Origin of the sequence: Chryseobacterium sp. VD8 (assembly GCF_037149975.1) — a bacterium.
GTDB classification, from domain to species: Bacteria; Bacteroidota; Bacteroidia; order Flavobacteriales; family Weeksellaceae; genus Chryseobacterium; species Chryseobacterium indicum.
Map to the genome: position 1 here is coordinate 1 of NZ_JBBCQL010000173.1, position 9,733 is coordinate 9,733.

The following is a 9,733-nucleotide window of genomic DNA, read 5'->3' on the forward strand; positions in this document are numbered from 1 at the left end:
GCATGAAACAATCCTGTATTATCTTCCAGTCTGATATCTCTTCTGAACCAGAAAATATTTACTTTTTCTTTTTTAGACATAATGATTTATTAACCCTGTTTTCTCTACAAAAATCAGACTAATTTTTCTAATAGTAAAGAGATTGTATTTAAATTTTTTTAATTATAAATCCACATCAGAACAGGCTTTTTAGATTTCTGAAGCATCGGATCTATTTCTTTCATCGCATTATTGGAGATGGTAGGACAGCCCCAACCTTCAGGAGAACCTTTTGGAAAGACTTCTTCATCGCTCATCAGATTCCAGGAATGAAAAACAATGAATCGTTGCAGCGCATTGCTGTTGTTTTTTTCCAGACCGTGCATCAGATATTTTACATGAATTCCCCAGTCGCTGTAGCCTCGTCCCTGAATTTTATATTTTCCGAGTGATGAAAGGTGGCTTCCGTCTTCATTGCTGAACTCCGGATGATCTTTTGATTCGTCACTGCTCCACTGATTATTTCCGCAACCATGACCAACCAGATATTTTTTTGAGGCAGAATTCGTTTTAAAATCCCACACAACCAGTCTTTTCACTCCGGAATGCAGACTCATATCAATCAGAATACAAAAATCTGTATTGAATTTGCTGGATTTGCAGAATGTAAGCGCTTCTTCAGCTTTTGATTTTGTTTTATTTAAATCAATTTCAGGCTTCTTTTCCTGCTTTGAGATTTCTGAAATTGATGGTTCAATCATACTTTTCGCTTCCTGTTTGCATGATAAGAGGAACAGACATACCGTTATCCAACTTAAAAAATTCACAGAAAATTATTTATAATGTAAGAATATTCCGTAATCTGAAGGTGTCCAGAATGCCGCTTTCTGATCCGCAGCTTTTAGAGCATTATTTGCCCATGTGTTGCAGGTATTCAGGAAGCTGTATTTTCCCTGTGCATCATAGAACGCGTCATCATTACCGTAAACAGCATTTGTAGGAATAAGGTTATAGTTCCCGTTTTGGTCTTTATCAAATTTAGCATCTACAAAATCCACCAGTTTTTTATACTGATCCCGGCTGATCATAATTTTTTTACAGTCGTCGCCTTCTTTCATTGTTTTATAGAAAGTACAGTGCATTGCAGATTCGCTGAGCCAGAAAGCAGCTTTAAAAGCCGTTGAAAACTTAAGATCTGCCCAGGTTGGAGTATCGAGATAGAATCCTTTATCTCCCCATCCCACTCCTACATAATTATAATCTGTACTTTTGGATTTCGTATTGCCGAACGGAATTTTTGTACTCCAGTCCTGCAGATCGTTCTTTACAGGCATCACAATATCTGTATGAACGCCGTTGGTGTAAATATAAACCGGAATTTCTTTTTTCTGGCCGTCATCCTTCGCAGAAACTTCAATAAAAGGCAGAAAATAACCCAGAGCAATATACAAAACCACAATTCCTACAATAATTCCTAAAGCTTTAATGATGAGAAGCAACATCTTTTTCACGTTCATGTTTTATTTAAGTTAATGAAAATTTAATTATTAATTTTTCGTAAAAGTATTTGTTTTGATCGGAATTTTCGCTAAATTTAAGTACCAAATATTAAAAAATATGCACAAAAACACGAAATCAAACAAAAGATTCAAAGTAAGAGTAAAAGTAGCCCCAAAAAGAATACAGAAAAAACGCTGATTTTTAACAAATTTTATTTTCAGAATATATTTTTTAGTCTGAAAATTTTTTAAAATTTTTACCTGCCATCTTTCCCTCCTTAAAAATCCATTTAAGGAATGGGCGTTCAACCTTCTTACTCTGGAACTTCAACAATTCCAGATAAGGGTTTATCCGCCAAAATGATTTCACTTATTTTGTGAAGATTTTTCCAGAAACTCAATATTTCTTTTCAGTCCGGCAAATTTTGTTCTTTTGACAGGCGATTTGCGGAAAATTTCGGAAAACAGTTCCTGCGTAAGCTCCTTCCACTCTCCTTTTTTAAAATTTTTCAACGCTTCATTCGGTTTGAATTTCATTTGCTGATGAGGTGACGAAAAACGGTTCCACGGACAGACATCCTGACAAACATCGCAGCCAAACATCCAGTCGTCCATCTTGTCCTGAAAATAATCGGGAATAGAGTCTTTGAGCTCGATTGTTGCGTAAGAAATACATTTGCTTCCGTCAATCAGCTTTTCTGAAACAATTGCATTGGTGGGACAAGCATCAATACATTTTCGGCACGTTCCGCAATGATCGGTCACCGGATGATCCACAACAAGTTCCAGATCGCAGATAATTTCCGCTAAAAAATAGAACGAACCGCTCTGTCTTGTAATTAAATTCGCGTTTTTTCCTACCCATCCGATTCCTGATTTTCTCGCCCAGCTTCTTTCCAGAACCGGAGCAGAATCCACAAAAACACGAAATCCGAATTCCCCGATCTCTTCCTGAAGCTCTGCAACCATTTCACGTAAGATATCTTTAATTACTTCATGGTAATCTTCCGCATAAGCATATTTAGAAATTTTAAAATTTTCGAGAGTGGAAATTTTTTCTTCGGGAAAATAATTGTAGGAAAGAGAAATTACAGACTTGGAACCTTCTACGAGCAATCTGGGGTCTAATCTTTTATCAAAATAATTTTCCATGTATTTCATTTCGCCGTGGAAATTATTTTTCAGCCAGTTTTCGAGTGGTTTTGCCTCTTCTTCAAGAAAATCTGCTTTCGAAATTCCACAGTTCTGAAACCCAAAACTTTTTGCCTTGGATTTTATAAGCTGAGCATATTTTTCTGCGGTTGAAATCATGATTTACACTTGCAAAATTAAGATTATTTTATAATTTTGCCGCGTTTGAAAAATTCAGACCTTACAACTAAGGAAAAATAATAACTCATGAAAAAAATCTGTCTGTTCACCGGACTTATTTCTGCCACGTTTTTTAACGCACAAATAAAATTCGAAAAAGGATATTTCGTAAATAATTCAGGACAAAGAAGTGAAGTTCTGATCAAAAATCTGGACTGGAAAAACAATCCTACAGAATTTGAATACAAAACAGAAGAAACTTCTGCAGAAACAAAAAAAGAATCCATTAAAAATATTCAGGAATTCGGAATCGATAATGAGCAAAAATACATCAGAAAGACGGTGATGGTAGATCTTTCTTCTGATCAGCTGCAATCGATGTCTTACGAGAAAAAAGCGAATTTTGCAGAAAAAACCGTTTTCTTAAAATATGTAGTGGAAGGAAAAGCAGACTTATTGTATTATGAAAATGAAGACCTTGAAAGATTTTTCTTCTCTGTGAACGATTCTGAAGTAAAGCAGCTTGTTTATAAACCTTATTATATTGAAAATTCATTAATTGCTTATAATGAAGAATATAAAAAGCAGATTCTGGATAATCTGAATTGCGGAGTAGATCTTACGGACGTTAATAAACTGAATTACAAACCAAAAGATCTGATTAAAGTTTTTCTGAAATACAACGAATGTTCTAACAGTTCTGCGGTAAACTACAATCAAAATTACGAAAAAAGAGATCTTTTTAATCTGACTATAAGACCGGGGATGAATTTTTCTTCTTTTGAAATGGTAAATGATTATTATTCCGGAAGCGGAAATGCGAAATTCGATAATAAAATATCTTTCAGAATAGGTCTTGAAGCTGAAATTATTCTTCCTTTCAATAAAAATAAATGGGCCGTTTTCGCAGAACCTACTTATCAGTATTACAAAACAGAAAAGCAATCTGTTGTTTATGAAGGGCAGCCTTTCGAAACAACATCAATCAGAAATATAGATTATAAATCGATAGAAATTCCTTTGGGAATAAGACATTATTTCTTTCTGAATGACAAGTCTAAAATCTTCATTAATGCGGCGTATGTTTTTGACATTGAAATGGGATCAAATATCCGATATGATTATAATAATTTGAAAATATCTTCCGGCAATAACTTTGTTTTCGGGGTAGGATTTAAGTATAATGATAAGTTTCAGGTGGAATTCAGAACATCCACCAATAGAAATCTGATGCAAAACTATTTAAACTGGACTTCGAAATATCAGACTTCTTCTGTGATCTTAGGATATACGCTGTTTTAGAAAAAGCTGTGAAATTGTAAATTTTCTTTAAATTTTACGTATTTTCGTTATAAGTTTAATCTAATAAAACAAATTATGTCTTTATCAGAAGTTATAAAATCAGGAAATTATGCATTAATCGACGTTCGTGAACCTATGGAACTGGAAATGGACGGCAACATAGAAGGTGCTAAAAATATTCCTTTGGGAGAAGTGGAAGACAGAAAAGAAGAAATCCTGTCTATTGAAAAGCCTGTAATTTTGTTCTGCAGAAGCGGAAACAGAAGCGGAAAGGCTTTAGAATATCTTAACTCTCAGGGTTTGCAAGACGGCTACAACGGCGGAGGCTGGGCTGAGCTGAAAGCAAATCTGGAAGCAAATCAGGGAACTTTTTAAAAAGTTCCTTTTTTTATCTGAAAATTTTTGAAAATGAACCTGAAAGAAAGATTTCTTCAAAACTGTTTTTTATTTACCGAAGATCAAAATCTTATTGGAGATCTCTGGTCTGAAATTGAAAATAAATATAGCGAGAAAGGGAGACATTATCATAATCTTGAGCATCTGGAAAATATGTTCTCTGAACTGGATGCTGTAAAAGAAGAAATTGAAAATTATCCTGTTCTCTCATTTTCTGTTTTCTATCATGATGTAATTTATGATGCTGCTTCAAAATCAAATGAAGAAAAAAGTGCTGAATTTGCAGCAGTAAGACTGAAAAGACTTCATGTAGACTCTCATTTCAGTCAAAAAGTTTCTGAACAGATTCTTGCCACCAAATCGCATCACTTATCTGAAAACAGCGATACCAATTATCTTTTAGATGCTGATCTGTCGATTCTCGGAAAAGATTCTGAAGTATATTTTGATTACACTAAAAAAATAAGGAAGGAGTATTCCATCTATCCCGATTTGCTTTATAAACCGGGAAGAAAAAAGGTTTTAAAACATTTTCTGGAACAGAAGGATATTTTTAAGACCTCCATTTTTAAAGAAAAGTATGAGGATATTGCAAGAAAGAATATTCAGATAGAAATTGATGGGTTTTGATCTTGCATTTATTGACCACCCCGTCAAAAATTCTTTGAATTTTCGCCCCCCCTCCAGAGGAGGGGAATGTAATGCTGCTTAAATTTTACCAGCTATTTTTCAGGATTCTGCCTTTATAATTGAGATAATAAACTCTGTAGATTTTTGCAGAACCGAATCCGGAATTTCTTTGTGCGGTGTATGTCCGATGTTCGGAATGATGAACTTTTCTGCTGCTCCGCTTACCTGAGAAATTGTTTTTTCAACCTGATCCAATGTTCCGTATTCGTCATTTTCTCCCTGAATAAATAACAAAGGTGAAGCTATATCTTTCAGGAGATATTCAATATTCCAGCTTCTGAATCTGTCGCTTAACCAGATTTCCGTCCAGGCTTTTACTATCATTTCAACTTTATCGCCATGATATCTTGCAAGACGTTGCGGAAGATTGGTGGTTTTATAAGCTTCAAAAGCATCTTTTACACCGTTTACTGTTATGTCTTCCACGAAAATATGTCCGGCTTCGCAAAGAGTTGCAGTGACTTTTTCAGAATATTTAGCGGCGAAAATCAGGGCAATTGTTCCGCCGTCGCTGTGTCCGAAAAGGATTATATCATTTATATTCAGTTCTTTTAAGAGGCCATTCAGGAGATCGGCTTCCTGCTCCATATAATTATTTTCTCTTTCATAGGTAGGCATAGGAAAAGATTTTCCGTAGCCTAAACGATCATAGACCAACACATTACATTGCGTCTGCAAAGCCAGTTTTTCCGGAAAGTCTCTCCAAAGCTGAGTGCAGCCTAAAGAATCGTGCAGAAAAACAATAGTTGGTTTATTTTCAAAAGAGTTATGATATTCTGTATATAGTTTTTTCCCATTGACATTAACAATCCTTCCTTCCATTAACTTTCAGATTAATTCTATAAACTTGGCGTATTGGTTTCGTTAAATTCTTTAAGTAAATTCTGAAAAACGGTTTCTACGGGAAGAACTTCATCAATTAACGCAGAAACCTGTCCGATTTCGAGTTCGCCCTCTTCCATATCGCCTTCGAACATTCCTTTTTTGGCTCTTGCACGTCCTAAAGAAGCGATTAGAGACTCTTTGTTTCTTCCAACGTTGTAGATCTCCTCCAGTTCATTAAAGAACTTATTTTTAACCATTCTTACAGGCGCGAGTTCTTTAAGGGTAAGATGGGTATCTCCTTCCTGAAGTTCTGTAATTTTATTTTTCCAGTTTTCATGGGCACTTGCTTCTACAGTAGCTGCAAATCGGGAACCGATCTGAACGCCGTCTGCGCCTAAAATCATGGCTGCTTTCATCTGGGAGCCTAAAGCAATTCCTCCTGCGGCAATCAGCGGTTTGGAAATATGTTTTCTTACATTCGGGATCAGGCAGAATGTAGTGGTTTCATCTCTTCCGTTATGACCGCCTGCTTCAAATCCTTCGGCAACTACGGCATCCACTCCTGCCTCTTCGCATTTCATGGCAAATTTTGTTGAAGAAACCACATGAGCAACCTTCAAACCTTCTTTCTGCAAAGTTTCGGTATATGTTTTAGGGTTTCCGGCAGAAGTGAAAACGATTTTCACTCCTTCTTCCAGAATAATCTGAATCACTTCATCCAGATTAGGATACAGCATGGGTACATTTACTCCGAAAGGTTTGTCTGTAGCCTGCTTACATTTTTGGATATTTTCCCTTAAAATATCGGGATACATGCTTCCTGCACCGATTAATCCGAGACCGCCGCAATTGGAAACGGCAGAAGCCAGCTTCCATCCGGAATGCCAGATCATGCCTGCCTGAATGATAGGATATTGTATATTAAAGAGTTGTGTAATTTTATTTTGTTGTGAATTCATCTGGTGAAGCTTTTTTGCTGAATTAAAATCTATGAAACTGCTCATGCTGTAAAAATAATAAAAATAGCGGTCTTCAGAAGATTTTGGGCATAAAAAAACCTTCAGAAGTTCTGAAGGTTTTGATGATTATTTTTTAATTGAATCTCTTTTCCAGTTGGCTTTGAAGTTACAAGAATCGTAACGTCCGTCGATGGAGATGAATGTTGTCGGAAGCTTTGAGTTAACAAATTTTTCGATCATTTCATTTCGCTTTTTATTCAGCGCCATCTGCTTCACTCTGTCGTAATCTGTTTCCAGTTTGATCTGGTGAGCAGGAATTACATCTTCCACTTTTACGATTTTTACTACTTTTCTTTCTCTTTCATCCATATCATCAAAAGCGGTTGTAATATCTCCTTTGTTTAATCCTGCCAATTCGTAGCTGATTGTTCCCGGAACTGTTTCTCTTTCGATTTTATTTGATCCGTCCGCTCCCGGAATAACTCCCGCATTGAACTTGGTTCTTTTATCGTCTGAGAATCTGAAGGTAGCATCTTTGAATGTCATTTTTCCGCTAAGAATTAAACCTCTGATACTGTCCAGTTTAGCTTTTGCTGTTTTAATTTCCTCATCAGTAGGAGTTGCCATCAGAAGGATGTGTCTCGCTTCGTAGATTTTTCCCGATTTTTTAACAAGCTGGATAAGGTGATATCCGAATTCCGATTCTACAGGCTCTGAGATCTCTCCTTCCTGAAGATTTAAAGCGGCTGCCTCGAAAGGTTTTACCATCTGTCCTTTGGAAATGTTTTTCATTAAACCTCCGTTGGAAGCGGTTCCTTTGTCTTCAGAGAAAATCCTTGCCTGACTTTCAAAAGTTTCTCCTCCTTCAATATCTTTCTTGATTTTTTTCAGCTTATTAATCAGCTCGTCTTTATGGGCATCCGTAAGTTTCGGATACATCATGATCTGAGATAACGACACCTCATCTTTAATTTCAGGAAGCTGACTTTTATATAAATTATAGAAGTCGGTTACCTCATTTGGTGTAACGTCCGCTTTATCTGTAATTCTCTGAATTTTAGCCTGTCCGTAATATTGGTCGGTATCGATTTTTTCGATTGCGTTTTTCATTTCATATCCGTTTCTGAACTTGTAGGCTGCCAACATTGTTTTTTCATCAGGAAACTGAGAAAGCAACTGCTGATATTTTGCATTCGCCTGTTCTTTAATTGCAGCAGAACGGTTATCGATTAACGTATCTCTTTTAGCAGCGTACACCAAAAGCTTATTATTCAGTAAGTTTTCTAAAAACTCACACTTATCTATGTTGGAAGCTCCCTGCTGTTTTGCATAATTCATCTGCTCATTGATGTCAGATTCCAAAACAATTTCATCACCGATTACAGCAGCAATTCCATCCACTAAATCTCCCTGTTTTAACTGAGCGTTCATCATATTTGCACCAAACAACATGATGAAAATTCCAAAAAGAAAAGTGATCTTAAGTTTATTTATCATTTTACTATTTTAAACAAGTTGCAAATTTAGAATTCTTAATGAATTACACTAAATTTTTTATTATAAATATTTCTTAAAAAGAGGTATTTATTGTACTTCTACGTCGAAAGTTGTTAATTCTTTAAACTGCTTCAGTCTTCCGAATACGTCTGATTCGTTTACTTCCTGAATTCTTTCTGTCCCGAATTTCTCAACCGTGAAAGAAGCCATAGCCGAACCTACGATTAATGAAGACTTCATGGTTTCGAAATCGAATGTTCCTTTTTTAGCTAAATAGGCTGCAAAACCTCCTGCAAAAGTATCTCCAGCTCCGGTTGGATCGAAAACTTCTTCCAGTGGTAAAGCCGGAATGGCGAATACTTTATGATCGTGGAAAAGCAATGCTCCGTGTTCTCCTTTTTTGATGATAACGAACTTCGGACCCATTTCGTGGATCTTTTTAGCTGCTTTTACCAAAGAATATTCTCCTGAAAGCTGTCTTGCTTCTTCATCGTTGATTGAAATCACGTCCGTCTTAGCAATCATCTGCATTAGTGTTTCCAAAGCTGTATCCATCCAGAAATTCATGGTATCAAGAATAACCAGTTTCGGACGGTTGTTCATTTTTTCAAGTACGGAAAGCTGTACTCCCGGGTGAAGATTTCCTAATAATAAGATCTCTGCATCCTGCATAGAATCCGGAATTTTAGGATCAAAATTTTCAAGAACGTTTACTTCAGTTGCCAAAGTATCTCTTGTATTCAGGTCGTTGTGGTATTTTCCTGCCCAGAAGAATGTTTTCCCTTCTTTTACGATTTCAATTCCCTCTACATTAACCTCTCTGTTTGTGAACATATCAAGATATTCCTGCGGAAAATCTCCTCCTACCACAGAAACGATTCCGGACTTAACGCCCAAAATAGATGAAGTGATCCCGATATACGTAGCTGCACCTCCTAAAATTTTATCTGTTTTTCCAAATGGCGTTTCAATTGCGTCGAACGCAACACTTCCTACAACTAAAAGTTTCATATTTTTTTCAAAGTATTTTAAAAGTAAATTATTTTTTCCATTCAAATGTGTCCAGCAGGTGTTTCATATCTCTTTTGATATAATCTACCGCAGGAGCCAAAGAATCCGGTTTCGGTCTTGTGTTAAAGTATAAATAGGCAGTTACAAAATGTTTGGTACTGTCTGTAATGTAAAACTGAAGATTGGAAGCGCTCTGTCCTTTCAGTTCATAAAAATTTCCGTATACCTTTTTTTCAGGATATTCGAAAGATTTTGTGTCGATTG

10 protein-coding genes and 1 pseudogene are annotated in these 9,733 nt (G+C 36.1%); 3 read left to right on the forward strand and 8 right to left on the reverse strand.

Annotated elements, in window-relative coordinates:
- Positions 1-158: 158 nt before the first annotated feature.
- The 3 genes from WFK35_RS16485 to queG form a co-directional block, all read right to left on the reverse strand.
- Entirely contained in the window at positions 159-740 is a 582-nt protein-coding gene (locus WFK35_RS16485; RefSeq protein WP_336733498.1) for a murein L,D-transpeptidase catalytic domain-containing protein, read from the reverse strand.
- 72 nt (positions 741-812) lie between these two features.
- A complete protein-coding gene (locus tag WFK35_RS16490) occupies positions 813-1,496 on the reverse strand; it encodes a TIGR02117 family protein (RefSeq protein WP_336733499.1) in 684 nt (227 codons plus the stop codon).
- 348 nt (positions 1,497-1,844) lie between these two features.
- On the reverse strand, positions 1,845-2,789 hold the full coding sequence (gene queG / locus WFK35_RS16495) for a tRNA epoxyqueuosine(34) reductase QueG (RefSeq protein ID WP_336733500.1): 945 nt from the start codon (positions 2,787-2,789) through the stop codon (positions 1,845-1,847).
- An 87-nt stretch (positions 2,790-2,876) separates the two neighbouring features.
- Between queG and WFK35_RS16500 the strand changes: the two genes are divergently transcribed.
- The 3 genes from WFK35_RS16500 (at position 2,877) to WFK35_RS16510 (ending at position 5,117) form a co-directional block, all read left to right on the forward strand.
- On the forward strand, positions 2,877-4,091 hold the full coding sequence (locus WFK35_RS16500; protein ID WP_336733501.1) for a tRNA modification GTPase: 1,215 nt from the start codon (positions 2,877-2,879) through the stop codon (positions 4,089-4,091).
- 75 nt (positions 4,092-4,166) lie between these two features.
- Positions 4,167-4,466, forward strand: a complete 300-nt coding sequence (locus WFK35_RS16505; RefSeq protein ID WP_214590466.1) for a rhodanese-like domain-containing protein — start codon at positions 4,167-4,169, stop codon at positions 4,464-4,466.
- A 33-nt stretch (positions 4,467-4,499) separates the two neighbouring features.
- Complete coding sequence (locus WFK35_RS16510) at positions 4,500-5,117, forward strand: HD domain-containing protein (protein ID WP_336733502.1); 618 nt, start codon at positions 4,500-4,502, stop codon at positions 5,115-5,117.
- Positions 5,118-5,216: 99 nt separating this feature from the next.
- Here WFK35_RS16510 and WFK35_RS16515 read toward each other — a convergent pair whose 3' ends face one another.
- The 5 genes and pseudogenes from WFK35_RS16515 to WFK35_RS16535 all read right to left on the reverse strand — a co-directional run.
- Positions 5,217-5,999, reverse strand: a complete 783-nt coding sequence (locus WFK35_RS16515; RefSeq protein ID WP_336733503.1) for an alpha/beta fold hydrolase — start codon at positions 5,997-5,999, stop codon at positions 5,217-5,219.
- A 17-nt stretch (positions 6,000-6,016) separates the two neighbouring features.
- On the reverse strand, positions 6,017-6,961 hold the full coding sequence (locus tag WFK35_RS16520; RefSeq protein ID WP_336733504.1) for an NAD(P)H-dependent flavin oxidoreductase: 945 nt from the start codon (positions 6,959-6,961) through the stop codon (positions 6,017-6,019).
- A 126-nt stretch (positions 6,962-7,087) separates the two neighbouring features.
- Positions 7,088-8,458: a peptidylprolyl isomerase gene (locus WFK35_RS16525; protein ID WP_336733505.1), complete on the reverse strand. Its 1,371-nt coding sequence runs from the start codon at positions 8,456-8,458 to the stop codon at positions 7,088-7,090.
- 87 nt (positions 8,459-8,545) lie between these two features.
- The gene (locus WFK35_RS16530) at positions 8,546-9,469 is read right to left on the reverse strand and encodes a PfkB family carbohydrate kinase (protein ID WP_336733506.1); all 924 of its coding nucleotides are present in this window, start codon (positions 9,467-9,469) and stop codon (positions 8,546-8,548) included.
- Between the two features lie 28 nt (positions 9,470-9,497).
- Positions 9,498-9,733 (reverse strand): annotated as a pseudogene (locus WFK35_RS16535) (gliding motility lipoprotein GldD); the annotation flags it as partial.

Coding starts and splice junctions, on each gene's coding strand:
- WFK35_RS16485 (WP_336733498.1), bottom strand. CDS start 740: ATGATTGAACCATCAATTTCAGAAATCTCAAAGCAGGAAAAGAAGCCT.
- WFK35_RS16490 (WP_336733499.1), bottom strand. CDS start 1,496: ATGAACGTGAAAAAGATGTTGCTTCTCATCATTAAAGCTTTAGGAATT.
- queG (WP_336733500.1), bottom strand. CDS start 2,789: ATGATTTCAACCGCAGAAAAATATGCTCAGCTTATAAAATCCAAGGCA.
- WFK35_RS16500 (WP_336733501.1), top strand. CDS start 2,877: ATGAAAAAAATCTGTCTGTTCACCGGACTTATTTCTGCCACGTTTTTT.
- WFK35_RS16505 (WP_214590466.1), top strand. CDS start 4,167: ATGTCTTTATCAGAAGTTATAAAATCAGGAAATTATGCATTAATCGAC.
- WFK35_RS16510 (WP_336733502.1), top strand. CDS start 4,500: ATGAACCTGAAAGAAAGATTTCTTCAAAACTGTTTTTTATTTACCGAA.
- WFK35_RS16515 (WP_336733503.1), bottom strand. CDS start 5,999: ATGGAAGGAAGGATTGTTAATGTCAATGGGAAAAAACTATATACAGAA.
- WFK35_RS16520 (WP_336733504.1), bottom strand. CDS start 6,961: ATGAATTCACAACAAAATAAAATTACACAACTCTTTAATATACAATAT.
- WFK35_RS16525 (WP_336733505.1), bottom strand. CDS start 8,458: ATGATAAATAAACTTAAGATCACTTTTCTTTTTGGAATTTTCATCATG.
- WFK35_RS16530 (WP_336733506.1), bottom strand. CDS start 9,469: ATGAAACTTTTAGTTGTAGGAAGTGTTGCGTTCGACGCAATTGAAACG.